Source organism: Bartonella sp. AP4SXKL (genome assembly GCF_042195845.1).
GTDB lineage: Bacteria > Pseudomonadota > Alphaproteobacteria > Rhizobiales > Rhizobiaceae > Bartonella.
In genome coordinates this window covers 22,612-45,985 of record NZ_JBHIPA010000009.1, presented here as the reverse complement: position 1 = coordinate 45,985, position 23,374 = coordinate 22,612, and the positions used below count along the sequence as shown (strand labels likewise).

At 37.4% G+C, this 23,374-nt stretch carries 22 protein-coding genes; 9 read left to right on the top strand and 13 right to left on the bottom strand.

From position 1 onward, the window contains the following. Positions 1-75: 75 nt before the first annotated feature. From gltX to ACFIMI_RS05970, 7 genes are all read left to right on the top strand, one after another. A complete protein-coding gene (gltX, locus tag ACFIMI_RS06000) occupies positions 76-1,506 on the top strand; it encodes a glutamate--tRNA ligase (protein ID WP_375613476.1) in 1,431 nt (476 codons plus the stop codon). 261 nt (positions 1,507-1,767) lie between these two features. After that, positions 1,768-3,063, top strand: a complete 1,296-nt coding sequence (gltA, locus tag ACFIMI_RS05995; protein WP_375612136.1) for a citrate synthase — start codon at positions 1,768-1,770, stop codon at positions 3,061-3,063. Between the two features lie 707 nt (positions 3,064-3,770). Further along, complete coding sequence (locus ACFIMI_RS05990; protein ID WP_375612135.1) at positions 3,771-4,523, top strand: transporter substrate-binding domain-containing protein; 753 nt, start codon at positions 3,771-3,773, stop codon at positions 4,521-4,523. A gap of 464 nt (positions 4,524-4,987) precedes the next feature. Continuing rightward, positions 4,988-5,740: a transporter substrate-binding domain-containing protein gene (locus ACFIMI_RS05985; RefSeq protein ID WP_375612134.1), complete on the top strand. Its 753-nt coding sequence runs from the start codon at positions 4,988-4,990 to the stop codon at positions 5,738-5,740. Between the two features lie 79 nt (positions 5,741-5,819). Next, the gene (locus ACFIMI_RS05980) at positions 5,820-6,542 is read left to right on the top strand and encodes an ABC transporter permease (RefSeq protein WP_375612133.1); all 723 of its coding nucleotides are present in this window, start codon (positions 5,820-5,822) and stop codon (positions 6,540-6,542) included. Beyond that, positions 6,539-7,246: an ABC transporter permease gene (locus tag ACFIMI_RS05975; RefSeq protein ID WP_375612132.1), complete on the top strand. Its 708-nt coding sequence runs from the start codon at positions 6,539-6,541 to the stop codon at positions 7,244-7,246. Before ACFIMI_RS05980 ends, ACFIMI_RS05975 begins: the two co-directional genes overlap by 4 nt. A gap of 79 nt (positions 7,247-7,325) precedes the next feature. Further along, the gene (locus tag ACFIMI_RS05970) at positions 7,326-8,099 is read left to right on the top strand and encodes an amino acid ABC transporter ATP-binding protein (RefSeq protein WP_375613474.1); all 774 of its coding nucleotides are present in this window, start codon (positions 7,326-7,328) and stop codon (positions 8,097-8,099) included. Between the two features lie 20 nt (positions 8,100-8,119). Here the strand turns inward: ACFIMI_RS05970 and lpxB are convergent, their stop codons facing one another. The 13 genes from lpxB to ACFIMI_RS05905 form a co-directional block, all read right to left on the bottom strand. Beyond that, positions 8,120-9,316 (bottom strand): lipid-A-disaccharide synthase, encoded by a 1,197-nt coding sequence (gene lpxB / locus ACFIMI_RS05965; protein WP_375692343.1) that lies wholly within the window; start codon positions 9,314-9,316, stop codon positions 8,120-8,122. Beyond that, positions 9,309-10,181 (bottom strand): LpxI family protein, encoded by an 873-nt coding sequence (locus ACFIMI_RS05960; protein WP_375692342.1) that lies wholly within the window; start codon positions 10,179-10,181, stop codon positions 9,309-9,311. Before ACFIMI_RS05960 ends, lpxB begins: the two co-directional genes overlap by 8 nt. A 2-nt stretch (positions 10,182-10,183) precedes the next feature. Then, positions 10,184-11,008: an acyl-ACP--UDP-N-acetylglucosamine O-acyltransferase gene (lpxA, locus tag ACFIMI_RS05955; protein ID WP_375609506.1), complete on the bottom strand. Its 825-nt coding sequence runs from the start codon at positions 11,006-11,008 to the stop codon at positions 10,184-10,186. 24 nt (positions 11,009-11,032) lie between these two features. Continuing rightward, on the bottom strand, positions 11,033-11,500 hold the full coding sequence (gene fabZ / locus ACFIMI_RS05950) for a 3-hydroxyacyl-ACP dehydratase FabZ (RefSeq protein ID WP_375629629.1): 468 nt from the start codon (positions 11,498-11,500) through the stop codon (positions 11,033-11,035). A gap of 1 nt (position 11,501) precedes the next feature. Further along, positions 11,502-12,548: a UDP-3-O-(3-hydroxymyristoyl)glucosamine N-acyltransferase gene (gene lpxD / locus ACFIMI_RS05945; RefSeq protein ID WP_375612127.1), complete on the bottom strand. Its 1,047-nt coding sequence runs from the start codon at positions 12,546-12,548 to the stop codon at positions 11,502-11,504. Positions 12,549-12,613: 65 nt separating this feature from the next. Then, complete coding sequence (bamA, locus tag ACFIMI_RS05940; protein WP_375613471.1) at positions 12,614-15,010, bottom strand: outer membrane protein assembly factor BamA; 2,397 nt, start codon at positions 15,008-15,010, stop codon at positions 12,614-12,616. 202 nt (positions 15,011-15,212) lie between these two features. Continuing rightward, positions 15,213-16,361: an RIP metalloprotease gene (locus ACFIMI_RS05935; RefSeq protein WP_375613470.1), complete on the bottom strand. Its 1,149-nt coding sequence runs from the start codon at positions 16,359-16,361 to the stop codon at positions 15,213-15,215. 15 nt (positions 16,362-16,376) lie between these two features. Beyond that, positions 16,377-17,192: a phosphatidate cytidylyltransferase gene (locus tag ACFIMI_RS05930; RefSeq protein ID WP_375613469.1), complete on the bottom strand. Its 816-nt coding sequence runs from the start codon at positions 17,190-17,192 to the stop codon at positions 16,377-16,379. Between the two features lie 731 nt (positions 17,193-17,923). Then, positions 17,924-18,484, bottom strand: coding sequence for a ribosome recycling factor (frr, locus tag ACFIMI_RS05925; RefSeq protein WP_273790667.1), 561 nt, complete (start codon positions 18,482-18,484; stop codon positions 17,924-17,926). A gap of 37 nt (positions 18,485-18,521) precedes the next feature. Further along, positions 18,522-19,241, bottom strand: a complete 720-nt coding sequence (gene pyrH / locus ACFIMI_RS05920; protein ID WP_273790666.1) for a UMP kinase — start codon at positions 19,239-19,241, stop codon at positions 18,522-18,524. Between the two features lie 156 nt (positions 19,242-19,397). Continuing rightward, positions 19,398-20,321 carry a translation elongation factor Ts gene (gene tsf / locus ACFIMI_RS05915; protein ID WP_375612122.1) on the bottom strand — a complete coding sequence of 308 codons (924 nt, stop codon included), beginning with the start codon at positions 20,319-20,321 and terminating at the stop codon, positions 19,398-19,400. Between the two features lie 102 nt (positions 20,322-20,423). Continuing rightward, the gene (rpsB, locus tag ACFIMI_RS05910) at positions 20,424-21,203 is read right to left on the bottom strand and encodes a 30S ribosomal protein S2 (RefSeq protein WP_273788135.1); all 780 of its coding nucleotides are present in this window, start codon (positions 21,201-21,203) and stop codon (positions 20,424-20,426) included. A gap of 167 nt (positions 21,204-21,370) precedes the next feature. Continuing rightward, on the bottom strand, positions 21,371-22,207 hold the full coding sequence (locus tag ACFIMI_RS05905; protein WP_273790664.1) for a cell envelope integrity EipB family protein: 837 nt from the start codon (positions 22,205-22,207) through the stop codon (positions 21,371-21,373). 145 nt (positions 22,208-22,352) lie between these two features. On the opposite strand from ACFIMI_RS05905, the gene ACFIMI_RS05900 reads away from it, so the two are divergent. After that, entirely contained in the window at positions 22,353-22,814 is a 462-nt protein-coding gene (locus ACFIMI_RS05900; RefSeq protein ID WP_375607219.1) for a RidA family protein, read from the top strand. Between the two features lie 134 nt (positions 22,815-22,948). Then, positions 22,949-23,371, top strand: a complete 423-nt coding sequence (locus tag ACFIMI_RS05895; RefSeq protein ID WP_375607220.1) for an HIT family protein — start codon at positions 22,949-22,951, stop codon at positions 23,369-23,371. Positions 23,372-23,374 lie beyond the last annotated feature (3 nt).

Sequence of the window (23,374 nt, the reverse complement as noted above, 5' to 3'; positions counted from 1 at the left end):
CGCCCCATCACTTATGCTAACATGACTTTTCTATAAAATTCCATAAGTAATATCTTAGTTTAAAGGAAAATATTCGTGTCTGTTATTACTCGTTTTGCCCCTTCACCCACTGGCTTCCTTCACATTGGTGGTGCTCGTACTGCTCTTTTTAATTGGCTTTATGCAAAACATACCGGTGGAAAAATGCTTTTACGAATTGAAGATACAGACCGAGAGCGTTCAACCGAAGCAGCTGTAAAAGCCATTATAGATGGCTTGCACTGGATGGGTCTTAGTTATGATGGCGCCCCTATTTCGCAATTCGAACGAGCAGAACGTCACCGCCAAATCGCTGAACAGTTGGTCAAGAATGGCAAAGCATATTATTGTTATGCTTCACCTGAGGAGTTAGCTGAAATGCGTGAAAAAGCCCGTTCAGAAGGGCGCCCACCACGTTATGATGGACGTTGGCGTGACCGTGATAGTTCTGAAGCTCCTAAAGGTGTTAAGCCTGTTATTCGCATCAAAGCCCCTCAAGATGGAGAAACGATTGTACATGATCGTGTTCAAGGTGATGTCCGTTTTCCTAATAAAGATCTCGATGACTTCATTATTTTGCGTTCTGATGGTTCGCCTACCTATATGCATGCTGTTGTCGTTGATGATCATGATATGGGCATCACACATATTATACGTGGTGACGATCATCTTACCAACGCAGCCCGACAAACGATTATCTTTAAAGCAATGGGATGGGACATTCCTGTTATGGCCCATATTCCTCTTATCCATGGTGAAAACGGTGCAAAATTATCAAAGCGACATGGTGCGCTCGGTGTTGATGCCTACCGAACAATGGGATATCTTCCTGCTGCTTTGCGCAATTACCTTGTCCGTTTAGGTTGGAGTCATGGTGATGACGAACTGATGTCACTTAAAGATATGATTTCTTGGTTTGATATTGAGGATATTAACAAAGGTGCTGCTCGTTTTGATCTCAAAAAGCTCGATTCCATCAACGGACACTATATGCGTATGAGTAATGATCAAGAACTTTTTGATGCCGCTCTTAATATTCTACCAGAAACCGATAGGGGAGCACAAATTATTGAAAGACTTGATGAAAAACGCCGTGTTCAATTTTTAAAAGCAATCCCGCATTTGAAAGAACGTTCAAAAACACTGTGCGAACTGATTGACAATGCCTCCTTCATTTTTACGCAACGACCTTTACAACTTGATGAAAAAGCTCAAATGCTCTTAGATAAAAATGGACGAACCATTTTAAACGATCTTTATCTTGCTCTGAAAGCGTGCCCCTCTTGGGATACAAAAACTCTAGATGAAACACTTCGCTCTTTTGTCCAAACACAGAATCTCAAATTTGGATCTATCGCCCAACCACTTCGCGCAGCTCTTACAGGATGTGCAACATCACCAGGTGTTTTGGATATTCTTATTTTATTAGGACGCAATGAATCCCTTCATCGCATCAAGGACCAACTTATCACAACAATATGCCCATGATGTGCACTGAGTATATTTCCTCAAATAAGGATCTATACAGATATCTCAACGCGCCCTAAAAGAGTTTTTTATGTTATATCATTGAAATACATTTCTTATTGAGTAATAATGATCAATAAGGAAATATTTTTAGATTGCATGTACTCACTTTTAGAGGCAATCTACCCTTAAATAAGTAAGAAAAGCTTCAGTTATACATCCCCCACTCTGATGAAGCAGAGTCTTAATTTTTAGAAGTGAAGGATCTGAAAGGAATACCGAATGTCTGAGAATAACGCATATATTATTGTGAATGATAAAAAAGTAGAGCTTCCCTTGCGTAAAGGCACGAGTGGACCTGAAGTCATTGAAATTGCTTCTCTCTATAAAAAAACCGATATTTTTACTTATGATCCTGGTTTTACTTCAACAGCTTCTTGTGAATCAAAAATTACTTATATCGATGGTGATAAAGGCATATTGCTTTATCGTGGTTATCCTATTGATCAATTGGCTGAAAAAGGAGACTTTCTCGAAAGTTGTTATCTTTTACTTTATGGTGAACTCCCAACACAGCAAGAAAAAAATGAATTTGATCGATGTATTATGCAGCATACCATGGTCCACGAACAATTTGCACGCTTCTTCCATGGCTTCCGTCGTGATTCTCATCCTATGGCCGTCATGGTTGCCTGCCTTGGCGCTATGTCTGCGTTCTATCACGACTCTATTGATATTACAGATCCTCACCAGAGAATGATTGCTTCTGTTCGTCTTATCTCAAAAGTTCCAACGCTTGCTGCTATGGCCTATAAATACAGTATTGGACAAGCATTTGTTTATCCACGTAATGATCTTAGTTATGCTGCAAATTTCCTCCATATGTGTTTTGCTGTTCCTTGTGAAGAATATAAAACAAACCCTGTGCTTGCTCGGGCGATGGATCAAATATTTACCCTTCATGCAGATCATGAACAAAATGCTTCTACATCTACGGTACGTCTTGCTGGATCCTCAGGTGCTAATCCGTTTGCCTGTATTGCAGCAGGTGTTGCATGCCTTTGGGGACCAGCACATGGTGGTGCCAATGAAGCATGCCTAAAAATGCTACAAGAAATAGGTTCTATTAAAAGAATTCCTGAATTTATTGCACGTGCAAAAGATAAAAATGATCCTTTCCGCCTTATGGGCTTTGGGCACCGTGTCTATAAAAATTATGATCCACGTGCAAAAATCATGCAAAAAACCTGTCATAAAGTTTTAAAAGAACTCAACATTCAAGATGACCCTCTTCTTGATATTGCAATAGAGCTTGAAAGAATTGCCTTAAGTGATGAATATTTTATTGAGAAAAAGCTTTATCCCAATGTTGATTTCTATTCCGGCATTACATTAAAAGCTCTAGGTTTTCCAACTGAAATGTTTACTGTCCTTTTTGCGTTGGCGCGCAGTGTCGGGTGGGTGGCACAATGGAAAGAAATGATTGAAGACCCTGCACAAAAAATTGGTCGTCCTCGACAACTCTACACAGGCTATGCTATGCGTGACTATGTTCCTATAGATGAACGTGCAAATTAAAAAAAGAAATCAATAAAGCTTCAATTTACTGAAGCTTTATTGAGAGTAATCAAAAAACATCCTTTAAAAATTTTTATAAAACGTGATTTTAAAACTCTTTCTACAGAGATAACATCATCATAAAAATTTACTAAAAAATTCTAAGTTTTAGCTCTGTAAAGAAATTGAGAATACTCTTCTGCAAATTAGCCAAACATTTAGCAAAAAGAAATTGAAAATTTTACCTTATAATCCTCATTATCTTTAATGGAAATGTATTCCCTATCATTCCCCCATGTTTAAAAGCCTTATTACATATTAAAATCTAGCAATGTCAGAATTTTTCTTTCTATCTTCTTCAGATAAAATTGCAAAAAGCTTACATTAAGTGCTTCTCTAATTAGAATAAAAACACTTTTACATTTTGTCCTGTTAAAAGCTGAAATTTTCTTTGTATTTAAGTTGATAGTTTTTCTTTTAAAGATAAATTATTGATTTTTAAATAAAATTATTAAAAATCACCCTATAACCAATAAGAGGTGACTTTCTTTCCTATATTTTTTATTCCCATACTTTATAAAAAGAAATTATTTTTTTGATAATGATATTCAGCATAATGATAGCAAAATGAACACAGATAAATTTTTTACATTGCTCCAAAAGAGCTTACAGATTATAAAAATTCATGATGGTTTCATATTTGCCAGCTTATCTAATAGGAGAACATAATGAAATTATTAGCAGGAGCTCTTATAATAAGCGCGACACTGTTTACCCTATCGGCCAATTCTCAAACGCTGAAAATTGCAAGCGATGCTTCTTATCCGCCATTTAGTTATATTGACTCAAATAACAAACTGCAAGGGTTTGATATTGATATATCTTATGCGCTTTGTAAAAAAATGAATGTTGAATGTACTATTGTCACACAAGACTTTGAGGGGATGATTCCCGGTCTTCTTGCCAAAAAATATGATGCTATCGTTTCTTCCCTTTCTCCTACAAAAGAGCGCTTACAAAAAATTGATTTTACAGATCCTTACTACAACACAGCACTCGCTGTTATCGTTACCAAAAATTCGGAAATTAAAGAAATCTCAACACAAGCCTTTAGAGGTAAAAACCTTGGTGTACAATCAAATACAACACAAGCTGCATATGCGGAAGATCATTATGCCTCTGAAGGAGTTAATATCAAACTTTATCCTACAGCAACAGAAGTTAATCGTGATCTTTTAAGCCATCGGCTTGATATCATCATCTTTGATAAATTAAAAGCATTAAATTGGCTTGAAAATGAAGGAAAAGACTGCTGTCTCCTCTTGGGAACTCTAGAAGAAACAAATTTTCCTATTGCAATTGCACTCCGTCAAAATAATAATGATCTTAAAAACAGTTTTAATAAAGCAATAGAAGAAATCCGCGCCGATGGAACCTATGAGAAAATTATGAGAAAATATTTTACTTTCGATATCAATTAGATAGTACTATGAATTAAAACTCAATCTGTATATTTAAGGGGTATCTTTAACTCTTTATTGAACATGCAGGTATAATTGGAAATTCGGCATTTTTATAAGAAAATTTACATTTATCAAAATAACTTTTAATTGCTCCTTGAGATCTAAATATTTTGTAGAATCTAATGACAACAATAAGGTTGTATTTTTACCGTATCAAAATCTAATTTTTTTATGTTCAAATTTAATAGCCTTATTTTCAAGAAAAATCCTCAGTTTTTACTCATGAAATGATTCAAATCAATCATTTCGTGAAAATTAAGCTATCATACAAGCAATAAGATATTTATTCTTTTTTTATCAATAATGCCCAACATAATGATCTAAAATAAACATCAATAAATTTTTGAATTGCTCCCAAAAAGCTTACAGATTATAAAAACATAATGATTTCATATTGCCCGCTTATCCAATAGGAGAACATCATGAAACTATTAGCAGGAGCTCTTATAATAAGCGCCGCACTATTCACCCAATTGGCTGATGCGAAAACATTAAAAATTGCGAGTGAAGGCACCTATCCTCCCTTCAGTTATATTGACTCAAATAATAAATTGCAGGGACTTGATATTGATATATCTTATGCACTTTGTAAAAAAATGAATGTTGAGTGTACTATTGTTACACAAGACTTCGAGGGAATGATCCCTGGACTTATTGCAAAAAAATATGATGCTATCATTGCTTCCCTCTCTCTCACACAAGAGCGTTTACAAAAAATTGACTTTACAGATCCTTACTACGATACAGCACTGGCTGTTATTGTTACCAAAGCTTCGGGAATTAAAGAAATCTCGACAAAAGACTTTAGAGGTAAAAATCTTGGTGTGCAATCAAATACAACACAAGCTTTCTATGCAGAAGATCATTTTGCCTCTGAAGAGGTGAAAATAAAACTCTATCCTTCCACAATAGAAGTGAATCGTGATCTTTTAAATCATCGACTTGATGTGATCATTGTTGATAAATTACAAGCATTAAATTGGCTTAAAAATGAAGGAAAAGATTGTTGTCTCCTCTTGGGAACTCTAGAAGAAACAAGATTTCCTGTTGCAATTGCAGTCCGTCAAAATAATAATGATCTTAAAAATAAGTTCAATGAAGCTATAAAAGAAATCCGTTTGGATGGAACTTATGAAAAAATTATGAGAAAATATTTTACAAGTGATGTTTATTAAATATCAATATGATATTTTAATGAAACCCGTTGGTTATTGCTAAAAAATATTATCTAACTCTTTCATGAGGAATACAAGAATGATTGAAAATTTAGCATTGCTATCATTTAGCAATGGTGGATGGGGAGCAGTTATACTTTCCAGTGCAGGAATGACTTTGTCATTGGCATTATGTTGTGGACTTCTAGGATTTCCTCTAGGGCTTCTCAATGCAGTGATGATTCGATCCAATATTAAGATGGCCAAAGCTATGGCACGCCTCTTTTCAACGATATTTCGTGGGCTACCAGAGCTTTTAACTTTGTTTTTAGTTTACTACGGATTACAAAGCCTTATTCAAAATTTATTTGACTATTTTAGTTTTGAAATCATGTTCAGTATCAATGCTTTTGTTGCTGGTGTTCTTGCCCTTAGTATGGTTCTTGCAGCTTTTTCTTGTGAAGTTTGGCTTGGAGCATTTAATATTTTTGATAAAGGTCAATATGAAGCAGCTAAAGCTTTAGGACTTTCACGGTCAACCACATTTTTTCGTATTGTCTTCCCTCAGCTCATCCGAAATGCCTTGCCAGGACTTTCTAATAATTGGCTTACTTTACTGAAAGATACATCCCTTGTTTCTACCATCGCGCTTGTTGACCTCATGCGACAAACGAATCTAGCTGTCGCTGCTACCAATAAACCCATGCTATTTTATTTTGTAGCATGCTTACTCTATTTGTTATTTTCAGCGGTTTTTACTGCAATCTTACGCCATTTGGAAACATACACTCAAATAGGCTATAAAAAGGTGCTAAGTCAATGATTCCTGAGTGGCTTTATTTTCTTTTTAATCCTGATCTTTTAAGTCATTATGGACCCAAATTTATTAATGGCTTTATTGTTACTGTTGAACTTGTTTCTATTTCTTGTTCTCTAGGCCTTTTTCTTGGTATGATTATCGCTTTTGCACGTCTATCAGAGAATACATTTTTACAATATTTTGCAAATGCTTATGTCTATTTTTTCCGTGGCTCTCCTTTATTAGCTCAACTCTTTCTTTTTTATTATGGGCTTGGTTCAATGAACAGTTTTTGGCAACAAGTGGGGCTATGGTGGTTTTTTCAAAACGCGTGGTATTGTTGTCTTTTTATTTTTACACTCAATTCTGCTGCCTATCAATCTGAGATCTTTAAAGGAAGTTTTCTATCCGTAACAACTGGACAACGCGAAGCATCAAAAGCTTTAGGTTTAAGCAACTCTGTCACATTTTTTAGAGTTATTCTTCCACAAGCAATGATTGTAGCATTACGCCCCTTAGGAAATGAGTTGATTTTAATGATTAAATCCAGTGCTGTTGCCTCACTTATTACTGTTTATGATTTAATGGGGGTTGCTAAACTCGCTTATTCACGGACTTTCGATTTTCAAGTTTACGTTTGGGCTGCTCTTATCTATCTCTTTATCGTTGAACTCATTCATCGTTTTATTGTTTTTATCGAGCAGCGCCTCACTCGATATTTACGGTAAATAAAATGATCATAAAAAACAGTATCAAATCAAAATGTTGAATTAATCAAGTTCTTCATCAATGAAAGAATAAAATAAGATGAATTTGAAAAATAATAAATCGATCTCTCCCAGTAAAAACCCTGTGATCTCTATCCAAAATCTAAATAAATGGTATGGAAACTTTCAGGTCCTACATGATATCAACTTTAATGTTCAAGCTGGTGAACATATCGTTATTTGTGGACCATCCGGATCAGGAAAATCAACGTTAATTCGTTGTATTAATCAATTAGAACAAGCACAAAAAGGTTCAATCTGTATCCATAACGTTGATATCCATACTGCACCTATACAACAGCAAAAAAATGTTCTTCGTAAGATAGGAATGGTCTTTCAGAACTTTAATTTATTTCCCCACATGAGCGTTATACAAAATTGTATTTTAGCACCTATGACCGTTCAAGGGCTTTCCAAACAACAAGCACAAGAACGGGCAATTCGTTACTTAACGCATGTTGGTATTGAAAAACACTGTGAAAAATATCCTTTACAACTTTCTGGTGGGCAACAACAACGTGTTGCGATTGCCCGTGCACTTTGTATGGAACCCGAAGTCATGCTTTTTGATGAACCAACCTCTGCTCTTGATCCAGAAAGTGTGGGAGAAGTTTTGGAAGTGATGGCTCGATTAGCCGATATAGGGATCACAATGCTTTGTGTTACCCATGAAATGGGCTTCGCACGTAAAGTCTCAGAAAGAATACTCTTTCTAGAAAATGGAAAAATTGTTGAAGATGCAGCCTCTGAAGAATTTTTTACTAATCCTAAAAGCCAACGTGCTTGTAATTTTCTTGCTAAAATTAAATATTAATCATTAAAATATTGCTTTATTTATACAATTTTATTCCTGCTTTTTAAAAGAGTGATAATTGTTTGTGCGCCAACAACCCCCGATGGTACTTCAGTTTTCATTTTCTGTTCTACCATCTCAAAGGAATCAAGTTGTGCCTGTCGCAATAAAGGATTAGCCAAAAGTTGTTCTACCTGTCTTGCTAACATGCCAGGACGGATTAATTCATTCAAATATTCCGAAACAATAGGCTTATCAGCAATAATATTTGGAAGAGCAGCACTCCATAACATCATTTTAGGAAAAATAAATAATTTAGAAAAGAAATCAAGTTTATAGCAAAGAACCATAGGAACTTTTGCTAAGGCTAATTCAAGTGAAACAGTTCCATGTGCAGCAAGAGCAACATTTGCTTGTGCAAAAGCACGCCATTTTTCATCTTCACCAACTACAATTTCTATCTTGCTTTTCCAGCCCTGCACAAAGTCCCGGATTCTATCTACCAAATGAGGTAAGGTTGGTAAAATAATACGTAAATGAGGAATACGTTGTACAAGAATCTCTACTGTTTCTCGAAAAATAGGCATTAAGGAACGAATTTCTGAATTGCGTGATCCTGGCAAAATAACTAATGTAGGCGATAATGTTTGTGTATCGATCAAATTTCTTTGTTCTAATTGGCTTTTTTTTTCTGACTGAACTCTCAAAAGGGGAGGATATGTCAAAAGACGATGTCCAACATAAGTCGTGGCAGGGCCTCCCAAATCTTGCATAATCTTTTCTTCAAAAGGAAAAACCGCTAAAACATGATCAACAAATCCACACATAGCTTTTGCACGCTCTGGCCTCCATGCCCAAACGGTTGGTGCAATATATTTAATGATAGGAATAGAAGGCGCTAAAGCACGTACCTTTTTTGCAATACGATGCGTGAAATCAGGACTATCAATAATAATTAAACAATCAGGTTGTTCTTGTGCAATAAATTTGGATAAATTGCGAATATGTAGCAACAACAATGGTAGTTTTTTCAACACCTCCTTTAAACCTATTAAAGCAATATCATGGGAATCAAAAAAGCTTTTTAAGCCTAATGCCTTTAAATGGCTCCCCCCAACACCAATCAAATGAATATTGCATCCTATCTGTTGTGATAAACAAGAAATTAGATCGGCCCCAAGTAAATCACCAGATTCCTCACCTGAAACCACTGCAATCTTTAAGGAACAATTATTCATGACCAAACTTTTCAAATGTCTCTATAAATAAAGAATATTTGTTGGCTTTTTCTATTGTTGTTTTCACTGATAATATTAGACTTCTATTTGCCTCCACCGCAACACCAGATAAACCACTCTTTGCAATATTCATTATTGTCGCGGGCCCAATTGATGGCAAATCAACGCGATTATCCTGTTGTGGTTTTGCGCATTTTACAAGAATGCCACCTTTAAGGGGAATTTGCCCTCTTTCTCGCATTTCACAAATACGCCACAACATATTATCAGTTCCCTCAGCGCCCTCTAGAGCAACCACCCTTCCTTGGACAACGACAACGGCTTGCCCGATATCTAATTGACCTAAAAGCTTTGCTGCTTCTACTGCTAAAAAAATATCTTTTTTCTCTTTTGGAGTAGCGCGCCGTACTGTTAAATTAAATTCTATGGGAGCTAAAAGATCTGGGACTATTTCGTGAGCACCGATAACACAAAAACCGTGTGCTTCAATAACCCGTATAAAAGCTTTTAATAACGCATCATCTCCCCTCCTCAAAGCTCCGATTAACTTAGGAAGAGCTAAAAATGTTGTCCAGTCCAGTCGCAATTGTTTAAGAAGTGGACGCTTTTTCACACCACCTGCCAAAACAACATTATATACACCAGCCTCTTTTAAAATTTTAACGAGTCGTGCTAACTCTACAATTGATAGCTCGCAATGCTCATAGCGATAAAGAACAGAATCTGCCTCACCATGCAAAAGCACAAGAAAAGGATTTTCTCCATTCTTCTCAAGAGTCTGCGCAACAGTAATCGGTAGAATACCATTTCCTGCTATAATAGCAGTACGGCCGGAAAGAAAACTTCTGGCTCCCCAAATAGGCATTTTTAATCCTTATGTTCTTTTATTCTAACACCTTCAAATTTTGGTGTGCAATAAAAACGCTTTCCTTCTTCTTTAATAAAATTAACAACTTCAGAAACAGACTGAGAAGAAGAATAGAAAGAAGCAACATCACTGACACGCTCTTTAAATGGTTTGCTATGATCAAAAAGCATAGCAACCGCATGACGGAGTGCATGAATATCTTGACGCTCAAGTCCTGCACGCTTCATGCCAATAATATTGAGTCCAGCAAGTTTTGCCTGCACACCAACAGCTGTTCCATAAGGTATCAGATCACCAACCAGTGCAGATACGCCGCCGATAAATGCATGGTGTCCAACACGAACAAATTGATGAACAGCAGCACCACCACCAATAATCACATAATCACCAATAGTAACATGACCAGCAATCATTGCGTTATTGGCAAATGTTACATGATTGCCTACATAACAATCGTGAGCGATATGCGCATAACAAAAAAATTGGCAATTATCACCAACAACTGTCATTCCTACACTCGAATCGGAACCCCTATGCATTGTTACACCTTCACGAATCGTACAATTCTTACCAATAAAAAGAGTTGTAGCCCCTCCTTTATGTTTATTATTTTGCGGATCTGCCCCCAAAACGGCATGAGAAAATACTTTACTCTTGGCTCCTAACGTTGTCTTTCCCATTATTACAACATGACTTGTCAAACTACATTCATCACCAATAACAGCCTCTGAACTAATATGGCAAAATGGTCCAACGCGTACATTCTCACCAAGCTGCGCTCCCTTCTCCACAAGAGCAGTTGGATGGATTTTCGTACCGGACATTTTTAAATCCCCATCAAATATCGTTTATTCTTTTTCAACAATCATCGCAGCAATTTCTGCTTCAGCGACGCGGACATCTTCTACTTTTGCAACACATGAAAAACGTCTCATACCAGATCTTTTTTTCAAAAGCTGAACATGAATCTTGAGCTGATCACCAGGCATAACCGGCTTACGAAATTTCGCATTATCAACCGTCATAAGGTAAACTAAATTTGTTTGCTTATTGCCTAAATTTAAAAGTGCTATTGCTCCTGCCGTTTGTGCCATAGCTTCTAAAATCAAAACTCCAGGCATAACAGGCTTTGAGGGAAAATGTCCCATAAAATGTGGCTCGTTAATCGTTATATTTTTAATACCAATCGCTTCTTGTTCACCATCAATATCAACGATACGATCAATTAATAAAAATGGATAACGGTGCGGTAATATTGATAATAGTTTTTCAATATCGACAGCCTCTAAGTTTTTAGTTTTTTCACTGCTGATCATATCAGCGTTTCTCCTTTTTAACTTTTCCCATACTGCGCAATGCCGCTACTTCACGAAACCATTGTTTAAATGGTCGCGCTGGACTACCTCCCCATTTTTCGCCATCCGGAATGTCATTCATAACACCACTACGAGCAGCAATCTGAACAGATTTACCTATTATGATGTGATCCGCTACTCCCACACTTCCGCCAAGCTGAGACATATCCCCTATAGATGTACTTCCCGCAATGCCACATTGAGCGGCAATAAGACAATAGCGTCCAATTTTGACATTGTGGGCAATTTGTACAAGATTATCAATCTTGCTTCCTTCACCAATAACAGTATCTTGAAATGTTCCACGATCAATTGTCGTGTTCGCACCAACTTCTACACCATCCTCAATAATAACGCGACCAAGCTGTGGAATTTTCTCGATTCCAGAAACGCCCCCAACATAACCAAAACCATCTTGCCCAATGCAAACACCAGGATAAAGCTGAACCTTATCACCTATTATAGAACACTGAACTGTTACCTTAGGAGCAATATAGCAGTCACATCCAATACGGCAATTTTCACCGATAACAGCTGTGGATGAAATAAGAGTTCCTGCACCAATCTCAACATTTTTACCAATAACAGCTCCCGCTTCAATACACACATCATGTGCCAACTTAGCCGTTGGATGAATATGCGCATGCGATGAAATCCCCTTCTGCCCCAACCAAGGCATTGGCTTGACAGAATCTGGAAACAAAATACGACCAATCTGAGCAAAGTCACGCTGTGGTGTGGATGTCACCAAAATTGCCATAGTTTCGGGAACTTTAAAAACAATCTCATTCGTACACAAAACAGCAACAGCAGAACTGTCCAGTAAAGCATCAGAAAACTTCCGATGCTCTACAAAAACAAGCGAACCTTCCACAGCACTCTCAAGTGAAGAAAGAGTATTGATAACTTTATGAGAAAACTCTGGATTAAGAAGCTTTGCACCCGTCAACTCAGCAGCATTTGCAACTGTCAATCGTCGGGACGGCGTAAAAAAAAATGTATCCGCCATCAAAACACTTTCTCTCCCAGCTTAAGCTATTCTCTTCAAGTTTTTCCTTCTTAAAATCGCTCAAATCAGAACTTCGTAGAAATACCAAAGTTCAATTGTTGCAAACGATCACCTTCCTGCTTCGTTATTGGCCAAGCATAATCAAAACGCAAAGGACCAAACGGAGAATCCCACATCAAACTCACACCTGCAGATGAACGCCAAGCACTTTTGGTATTGGTAACAGACGGTTCACCCTTAAAAACGGCTTTATAATTATTGCCATAAAGCGTGGCAATATCCGCAAATAAAGCACCGCGCAACCCAAATCCTTCAGGCACGACAGGGATAGGGAACTGTACTTCAGCAGTCGCATTCATATATGTCGTTCCCCCCAAGAAATAAACCTCACCCTTACTGGAAACCTGACGCGGACCTATTCCATTATATTTGAACCCTCGAATCATATCAGAATTTACTTTAAACATATCGAAAATACGAACACCATCTCGGCCCATTCCGTGGATATAACCACCCCCAAAGGAAAGCAAACCAACGATATCCTTCTGGTCAGAAAGAGTCTTGTACATCATCGCCTTACCCGTGGTCTTCAAGAACTTTGCACTCCCACCAAGCCCTGCATATTCCTGAAGCAGATGCACGTACCACCCATCATGGGGGGATCTCATATCATCAATCGTATTATAGGTGAAACCATAACTAATTGATGAACGTTTCCAAGGGCTGTGTTTTGCAGCTTGAACAATCGCACCAGAATATTTCCCATATAATTCTATTATGTCACTCTCTTTGTCAAAATCATACTCTCCGCCAAAATCATATTCTTCCTGCACATAAGAATAAGCTACATTAGCAGATAATTGATTATTAATAGGTAACGAAAACCGCAGCGATCCACCTGTCTGCCGTACATCATAGGCTTTATCAGCACGATAAGTACTACGAAAAACATCAACACCAGCAGATAAACGATACCCTAAGAAATAAGGATCAACAAATGATAAATTATAATTACGAGATTTTTCTTGCCCCGCACCTAATCCTAAACGAACATATTGACCACGTCCCCCAAGATTACGTTCAGTAACAGAAACTTCAAGTGACATACCAGGACTTGTTCCCCCTGTTGTATACCCTCCAGAAAGAGAAAGATCTCCTGTTGAAGCTTCAACGACATCTATTACCAAAACAACTTGGTCAGATTGATCTGTAGGAACCATTGAAATATTAACGGCTTTGAAGAAACCTAAACTTTCTAGACGACGTTTTGCCCGCTGTAATAAAGTTTGATTGTAAGCATCTCCTTCGTTTAAATCAATCTCACGGCGAATGACGTAATCACGCGTTTTCTCATTGCCACGTATATCAATACGTTGAATATAAGCACGTGTACCCCGTTCAATATTATATAAAATTGAAATTGTATGATTTGCTAAATTACGATTTCCCCGCGGTTCAACTTTAGCAAAAGCATATCCCGAATCAGCAACTTTGTTATTAATAGTTGCAACAGACTGTTCAATATCTTCTGCACTATAAACATTACCTGGCTGGGTTTTAAGCATCCTTTTCACAGATTGAACGTCAATTCCATCAACATCACTTTCAACCTGAATATCGCTAATTTTATAGAGCGCACCCTCATCAAGAACGAAAGAAATTTTATACGTATTGCTTGCTGCATCAAAAGTTGCTTTAGAAGAGACTACACGAAAATCTGCATAACCACGGTTATAATAAAAGCGACGTAAAGCTTCTTCATCAACAGCGAGGCGCTCTTCACTGTAAACATCACCTCCCAACAACTTCGAAAAAATTCCTGAAGTTTTTGTTGAAATCACATCACGCAAACGACGACTTCCAAAGACATTATTTCCCTTAAAAGTGATATCACCAATCTTTGTTTTTTTCCCTTCAACGACATTAAATACCACATTAACCCGCCCTTTTCCAAGGTTAATCGTTTGAACGTTAACAGTGATATTATTACGACCAAGAGTTTTATAAGCCTCACGAATTGTATTTATATCAGCAGAAAGCTTAGCAGAATTAAAAGGCTCATTCGGTTTTAAAGAAATAAACCGCTTAAGATCTGGGTCTTTAAAAGATTTATTTCCTTGAAACAATATTTGATTGACAACCTCATATTCTTTTACGAATACAACCAATTTATCACCCACCGGATTTATTTTAACATCATAAAATAAACCCAATTCGAAAAGGTTCTTCACAGCACTATCAACATCACCACTGGAAACACCTTGCCCAACCTTAATCCCCATATTGTCTCGAATCGCCTGAGAACTTACAAACTTATTCCCACGAACCTCAATAGAGCGGACTACAGACGCTTGTATTTCTCCGACCGCAGCAATTGACATAAAAACCGTTGCTGGGGCAAACATCCCCATCTTTAACACCAATACAGATGCTGCATTTAAAAACTTTGAATTCGTAGTCATTGGCTTTTTTACCTTACTCTCGTTCCTTGGACATGATGCCTTAAAAGCTAACTGCCATAACAACCTTTTTACAGCGAGACTTTTCATTCCTTAATTACTCATTATAATGTACAACGCCACAACATTTTGTAGACATGGTAAACAACCTTCAATTTGTTTTTGCTATTATTACTTAATTTATAAAGCGTTTTCCATAATTTAATTAGCTAAACCAACAAAAATAATCATTAAAAAAGACAAAGATCATAAAAAGGAGAAGAATGGAAAAACCTAAACGAAAAACGATTCCCTGAATTTTAGCAGATATTTTCCTCCCAGTAATGACCTCAATGACATGCAATAAAAGATGCCCACCGTCAAGCGGTAGAATCGGAAAAAGGTTAATAAGCCCAACACTTATTGAAAGAAAAGCTGCCAAATTCAACAAAGAGATAAAACCTGTCTCGCTCACTTTCCAAGCAATTTTAACGGTTTTAGAAGGTCCACTTAGCCGACAACGATCCTCTTTGCCTCCTATTAAACGACTCATAAAAAGAACGGTTTGAGTGGCGATAAACACAGTACGGTCTGACGCTTTTCTTACAGCTGTTACAAAACCATAGCGAATATGTTTTATATAAGTTGGATCTAAACGTGCAGGATTATTTAAATCAACAGGAACACCTACACCTATCATAGCACTTCGTGTTCGATTACCAAATCCATCATCTCGCTCAACGACTTTCGGGGTAATCATCGTTGTAAAGACTCGCCCCATGCGTTCTATTTTAAACTCTATGGGTTCTCTTCCGTGAAAAGCTACATAATTCATCAAATCTTCAAAGCTTTCAACCCGTCGTCCATCCATTTCAACAAAACGATCACCTAATTCCAAACCGGATTGAAGAGCAGGGCTATCTTTTACCAAAGAACCAACAACGGGCTCAATGGCTACACGACCATAGATAAAGAAAAAAAATGTTAGAATAACAACAGTAAAAAGGGCATTGAAGAAAGGACCGGCAAAAACAGTTGCTGCTTTTTTCCAAGCATGCGCACTAGCAAATGAACCATCGACAATCAGAGATGATTGGGATGATTCCGTATCGATTTTTTCCTCATCCCCAACAAATTTTACATAACCTCCTAAGGGGATAAGTGCTAAACGCCACTTCGTGCCATGCTTATCTGTATAACTCGCTATTTCTGGTCCAAATCCAAGCGAAAAAATTAACGCCTTAATACCACACCACCGACCAATGAGATAGTGCCCAAATTCGTGCACAAAAATGATAATCATAATGATGAAAAGAATACTCAAACTTCTTAAAAGAAAATCACCCATAGTGACGATATGATTTAAAAGTTCCAAACTATCTTCTCCCAATTAGATCATACTAAAAAGATTAAAAGGCGCATCCATATCAGACATAAATGAACCAATTAAATAAAGAAGAAAAGCTGCCCCTACCAATCCATCTATACGATCCATAAAACCACCATGTCCAGGCAATAAAGAACTAGAATCTTTAACAGAAAACCGTCTTTTGAGCCATGATTGCCCTAAATCACTCAATTGTGAAACAATTGACAAAACAAGTGTAAGGAGTGGCACAAAAAAACTGGCTAAATTTATATCAAAAAATCCAAAAGCAACCCATATACCACCGAAAACTCCGACAAATGTACCACCAAGTGCTCCTGACCATGTTTTATTAGGAGAAAATTGTGGTGCTAATTTAGGGCCCCCTAATGCACGTCCGATAAAATAACCACCGATATCTGTTCCCCACACTATCGTAAATAAGAAAATAACAACTTGGAACCCCAACATTTCATGATCCCGTAGAAAGCATAAAGCAACAACAGGAAAAGATGCATATAAAAAACCACAAAAAACCCAACCACTCTTTTTTATAGATATAATAGCTAACACTGTAGCTAAAACGATTAAAACACAAAAAATCAATGAAGCAGATACACTCAATACTAAAAAAAAGCCAAAGATTAAATAAAAGATACTTGCTAATATTTTTTGTAAAATACACCATTTCTCTTTAGTAATACTCATCCACTCATAAAGAACAAAACCGCCAATACACCATACAAATAAAAAAAAGAAGTTTCCTCCCAACCATGTTAGATACAACGCAATAATGCCAAAAACAAAAGCTGTCAGAATACGATAAACCAAATTAGACAAAACAACATCCAAACAATAAAAATAGAAAATACAAGCTCTAAAATTAACGCAAGAAAAACTCCCCTACGCAGTATTTTTATCTCATACCTGTATAATTTCTCTTATAATTTATCATAAATAATTCAGTCTACTAAGATAGCGCTTATGAAACTAATAATCAATGAAAACAGCTTCAAAAATCTCCGTCAAAATTATAAAATATTTTTTTAATATTTTCTCAATATAAAATGAAAAAGCAGTTACCTCTGCCCCATACAAATTAACTAATATAGGTTTCGTATAAAAACACTTTTCTATCAACTATTCGTCATTAAAAAATGAATTACGCCACATAACATCTGCTTGATCAATTATACTCACATGTTTTATAATGAGAAATAAGAGAAAGGTTAGACTTGTTTTTTTGCATTATATTCTTTCCTCAACCTTCATCTTAGAATATTTGAATAATTTCTAATAATGCTTTCATTATGCATTTTAACAAAGACGTGCTCAACTAAAAACCCGCACCATGCTGTTAAATAGTGTCTCCCAGCAAAGGGCATGATTTATCACGCAGACTAAAAAATTAAAACATCTGCCCTTTCAAATCAGTCTCTCCCATATCAAAATGATAGAACACCTTCCTGCATCACACCTTGCTACCACAGAGCACACCACTCCCCACAATTATCCCTAGAAACAATTTACAGGCTGGGAGTAAATATCCTTTTTCTAGTGACAAAATCGTCTTAAACGTGCATAATTTCAGATTCTTTTACGGCTAAAATTTTATCAATATCAGCAATAGTTTCATCCGTGAGTTTTTGAACTTTTTCAGACAAACTATGGGCTTCATCTTGTCCAATTTCACCATCTTTTTCTAACTTTTTCAAATTGTCCAGACCATCCCGACGAACATGACGTGTAGCAACACGCGCTTGCTCTGCATAGTGATGCGCAATTTTTACAAGTTCTTTACGGCGCTCTTCATTCAATTCAGGCAAAGGAATACGTAGATTCGTACCATCAGTTATGGGATTTAAACCAAGACCAGAATCGCGAATAGCGCGCTCTACAGCTCCGACCATCGTTTTATCCCATACAGAAACAGAAAGCATCCGAGGTTCGGGAACAGAAATATTAGCAACCTGATTTATATGCACAACAGAACCATAAGATTCAACGGTCAACGGTTCTAATAAACTGGCCGATGCACGTCCAGTCCGCAAACCACCTAATTCATGTTTAAAAGCCGTAATGGCACCATCCATGCGACGTTTCAGATCATCCATAATTGATGTAACATTCATATTTCTGTCTCCTTCAATTGTCCTTTGAAGCTTACCCTTATTCCGATACTATTGTAAAGCGTCCTGTTCCATTCAAGACCTTAGCCAAACCGCCTTTTTCATGAATGGAATACACAATAATCGGTACATTGTTCTCACGTGCTAAAGTGACCGCCGTTGAATCCATAACAGATAATCCCCATTGCAAAACTTCAACATGTGTTAATTGGTCAAAACGCTTAGCCGTAGGGTCTATTTTTGGATCTGCTGAATAAATACCATCAACTTGTGTTCCTTTAAGAAGGACATCCGCACCAATTTCTGCTGCACGTAAAGTAGCAGCAGAATCAGTGGTAAAAAATGGATTTCCTGTACCACCTGCAAAAATAACAACTTTTCCCTGATTCATATAAGCTATTGCTTTACGTTGCGAGAAGCTTTCACAAATTTGTGGCATAGCAATCGCAGAGAGTACAACAGTTTCAACCCCTAATTTTGTCAAAGATGTTCGCAATGCTAAAGAGTTAATAGCAGTTGCAAGCATTCCCATATGATCACCTGTCACTCGGTCCCCACCATGCGAAGCAACAGCAACGCCACGAAAAATATTTCCCCCACCGATAACAACCGCAACTTCTATCCCCATTGTGCGCACTTCTGCAATATCAGCGGCAATACGGTCTACAACAGAAACATCAATGCCAAAATTCTGCCCTCCCATAAGAGCTTCACCAGAAGCCTTTAAAAGAATACGTTTATACGGAAGTGCTAATGCCATTCATAATCTCCCCAAAAGCACATTTATTTTCGCTTTTGACACCACGAAGGGCACCACTTTTTTCACGTGACGCCCTCTCAACAATTACATTGTTCCCCTCAGAGATTCTACAACCAACGATATGACTTTAAATCTCTGTTCAAGAGTTTGCAATAACTAGCCTTTTACAGCAGCAGCAACCTCTGCAGCAAAATCAGACTCCTCTTTTTCCACACCTTCACCTAATGCAAAACGAATAAAGCCTGTAATTTTTGCTGGAGCACCAATTGATTTCTCAGCATCCTTTAAAGCGGCCTCAACAGTTATATCAGGATTCATAACAAAAGCTTGAGAAAGCAAAACAACCTCTTCAAAAAACTTACGCATACGTCCTTCTACCATTTTTTCAATGATATTTTCAGGTTTTCCAGACTGACGTGCTTGATCTGAAAAAATTTCTTTTTCTCGCTCAACAGCAGCAGCATCAACATCTTGTGCTGTAAGTGCTAATGGATTGGTTGCCGCAATATGCATCGCGACCTGCCGACCAAAAGCAAGAGCAGCCTCTTTATTTCCTGTTGTTTCAATCGCAACCAAAACACCAAGTTTTCCAAGCCCATCAGCCACACTATTGTGTATATAAGTCGCAACAACACCATTCTCAACAGACAATTTAGCGGAACGACGAAATGTCATATTTTCGCCAATTGTACCAATTGCATCTTTAATCGTAAGCTCTACAGTCTTCTCAGAACCTGGATAAAGAGAAACAGAAACAGATTCAACATCCCCTAGCGTATCTAAGGCAGCAGTTGCTACTTTACGCACGATGTCTTGGAATCCATCATTGCGCGCAACAAAATCTGTTTCAGAATTAATCTCAACCAAAACTGCATGTGAATCTTTTGATACGACTCCGATTAATCCCTCAGCTGCTGTACGACCAGCCTTTTTATCTGCTTTAGCTATTCCTTTTTTACGAAGCCAATCAACAGCAGCTTCCATATCACCATTGGTCTCTGCTAGGGCGGCTTTACAGTCCATCATACCAGCGCCAGATAGTTCTCGAAGTTCTTTTACTTGTGCAGCAGTAATGCTCATATTTGCCTCTTTATTTTATAACAGTGAAAGCGTGCAAAATCCCTCTGCACGCCTATAACTTCTTCTTTAGACAATAAAAGTACCTTAATTAGGCATTTTATATTATTCAGAAACTTCTGAAACTGCATTTTCTTCCAAAATAGGCTCCACAGGTGCATCAACTTGAGCTCCTAAATCGATACCCATTGCTCCTTGCTGGCGTGCAATACCATCAAGAGCAGCACGGGCAAAAAGATCGCAATAAAGAGAAATTGCACGTGAAGCATCGTCATTACCTGGTATTGGATGTGTTACGTCATCGGGATCACAATTGGTATCAATAATAGCAATCACTGGAATACCTAAACGCTTTGCTTCTTGGAGTGCAATATTTTCTTTATTCGTATCGATAACAAAGATAAGATCTGGAACAGAACCCATATCTTTAATACCACCAAGCGCACGATTAAGCTTTTCACGATCACGTTCAAGATTTAAACGTTCCTTTTTAGTAAAGCCTTGCGCTTCAGCAGCAAGAATTTTGTCAAGCTTCCGCAAACGATGGATCGAATTGGAAATCGTTTTCCAGTTTGTGAGCATGCCGCCAAGCCAACGTGCATTAACGTAATACTGAGCGGAACGATTCGCCGCATCTGCGATAATGTCAGATGCTTGCCGTTTCGTACCAACAAAGAGAATACGACCACCACGCGCTACAGTATCTGAAACAAGTTTAAGTGCTTGGTGTAAAAGTGGAACGGTCTGAGCAAGGTCAATAATATGGATATTATTACGCTGGCCATAAATATAGGGAGTCATTTTGGGATTCCAGCGATGAGTCTGGTGACCAAAATGCACACCGGCTTCTAAAAGCTGGTGCATAGTAAAATCGGGTAGTGCCATAAATCTTATCCTTTCCGGTTCAACCTCCGCGGAAAAAGCAGGAAGACCTGCTACCGGCGGATGCTTGCTAGAAGTTTCTCACAGATCATTTGCAAACACCCAGACTCCGCGTGTGGAATAGCGCAAACATACTAATATTTGATTCTTTTTCAAGTTATTTTCTTTAATCATTTAATATTTGCATTTTCGCATTGATTAAGATCTTTTCCAAGTTCCAAGAATTCGAGACTGTTCAATTTTGCACGCACTGAAAAAGTTCCATAATCTATATGAAGATCACGCATGACACCATTCTCATGTAAGAGAAAACTGCTACGATAAACCGGCAAACCATCTTTATTTTCTCCATCATCAAAATAAGAAATTGTAACAGGCCAATATTCTTCTTCATCCAATTTTCTTACTTTTTCCGTTTCGCTATCAGATAAAAGCGTCTTCTTTTCCCCTATGACGATACTTTCTTTTATAACTTTATCTGCTTTATTTGTCCCATCAAATACAGTAACATTGTAAAAATGATCTCCTGCTTTTGCATGGCGGATAATATTTTTTAGTTGCATTATTGGAAATTCAGCCATTGCAAGCTTATACTCTTTTTCCTTTGGCTTTTTTAAGGTAACTGTAATACCATCTTGAGTACGCTCTGCAACCCCCTCGGCACGATGCACAACCTCTTCTCCCTCTTGATCTGTGATATTAAAACGAAATGTACGGCTGTCTCCTGTCTCATAACTCGTCGTCTGTTGATCAGTCAAACGTACTGGCATATCTTCAATGTGAACACGGCTAATGAAACGAAAACGTGTGCTATAGCCTTGGCATGCCGAACCAGTAAGCTCGTAAACCATTCGTCCTGACATCGCAGAAATTGTCATTTCATGAGAAACACTATCGAGATGAAAATCATAAATTGCTCGATGAGGCACAATAAAAATGGGTTCTTCAGCTCTCGCAGTACATAAAAAAACAATATATAAAATTATTATAAATAATGATCTAATCATTCCCAACTTCCGAACTTTATCCCAGTTGCATAACATCATACAATAAGGCAAAAAAGGCTAATTTCTCAATTAACCACACATTTTCTTAAATCAAAAAATAGATTATGCAATGAATATATTATAGAGTAGCTATGGAGTTAACATTATGACCAATATGATTGAAAAAAACTTAGAGAAATTCGGAATCACTCTTCCTGAAGTAATCTCCCCCCTTGCCAATTACATCACCACTTCACAAAGTGGCAATCAGCTCTTTATTTCTGGACAACTCCCCCTTATTAATGGAAAACCAATAGCCATCGGTAAAGTTGGTGCAACTGTGAATACCGAACAAGCCCAAAAAGCATCCGAAGCTTGCGCTCTCAATATTCTCGCGCAACTCAAGGCAACTCTGGGTGACTTAAATAAAATAAAACGTGTGGTAAAAATTACTGTTTTTGTGGCTGTAGATTCTCATTTTACCGATATTCCTTTTGTTGCCAATGGAGCTTCTAATTTATTCGTCAATATCCTTGGTGAAATTGGAAAACACGCCCGTTCTGCTATTGGTGTTGCCTCTCTTCCTATGGATGTTCCTGTAGAAGTTGAAGCTATCATAGAAATCTAAACCTTCATTAAGACAGTGCACCATCCTAAATATAACTGAAGTCAAAATACTTCTTTGTCTTACACTCTGATAAACCTTGCATTTTTTCGTTTTTAAATTAGAATCTTAAACTTACAATAAAAGGAAATATTTGTATGAAACAAGCTTACGACAATAACAATATTTTTGCTAAATTGATTCGCAATGAAATCCCTTCTGTTCGTGTCTACGAAGATGATGATGTTATTGGATTTATGGATATCATGCCACAGGCACCAGGTCATACGCTGGTCATTCCTAAAAAAGGCTCTAGAAACTTACTTGATGCAGATCCTGAAACATTATTTCCTGTTATTAAAGCTGTTCAAAAAATTGCAAATGCTGTCAAAAAAGCCTTTCAAGCAGATGGCATAACTGTCATGCAATTTAATGAAGCAGCTAGTCAACAAACCGTCTATCACCTTCATTTTCATATTATACCACGTATGGAGGGAATAGAGCTTACCCCTCATAATGATATGGTAACGCCTCCAGAAATACTTGAAGAGAATGCAAAAAAAATTCGTGCAGCTTTATAACAC